Below are 461 nucleotides of genomic sequence, written 5' to 3'. Positions count from 1 at the left end.
AGTGTTTCATTTGATTCTGGACTCTGGGCATCATCTACAGGATCTGGCTCCTGATCATCTGGTATTGTCACAACTTCATGTGCATTTAGCACAATATTTTCTTGCTCTGAGCTGGACACGTTACCAATATTACGTTTTCCTTCTGGTATAGAGGGATTTGAATCCTGCACAGGATATGCTTCTGAAATGTCCATTACTGCACCATTATCTGCATGATAYATAGATTTCTTRTTTTCTGCTTGAATGCAAAGTCTGCCCAAAACTGTTAYAAATAGCTSTTGTTGCAAGGCAAACATCTTCTGCTGGTGCTGTAATATTAACCGCAACTGTTCGAAAGAAATCGACWTTTTTTTTGCCAATAATATTAGCTCCAAAAATCACCGGCAATTATACAGCTAATTTATTTCCAAAATCTGAGTCACCACTTGTATTATTATTATTTCTTTGTTGCCAAAATCCCC

1 protein-coding gene is annotated in these 461 nt (G+C 37.3%); it reads right to left on the bottom strand.

The window, feature by feature from the left end:
- On the bottom strand, positions 1 to 194 hold a 194-nt coding region (locus EES38_RS23325; RefSeq protein WP_148090390.1), incomplete at its 3' end, for a hypothetical protein.
- Positions 195 to 461 lie beyond the last annotated feature (267 nt).

It is taken from the genome of Vibrio viridaestus (assembly GCF_003856525.1).
Classification (GTDB): Bacteria; Pseudomonadota; Gammaproteobacteria; order Enterobacterales; family Vibrionaceae; genus Vibrio; species Vibrio viridaestus.
The sequence above is the reverse complement of the archived record's forward strand: the minus strand, read 5'-3'. Positions and strand labels throughout refer to the sequence as shown.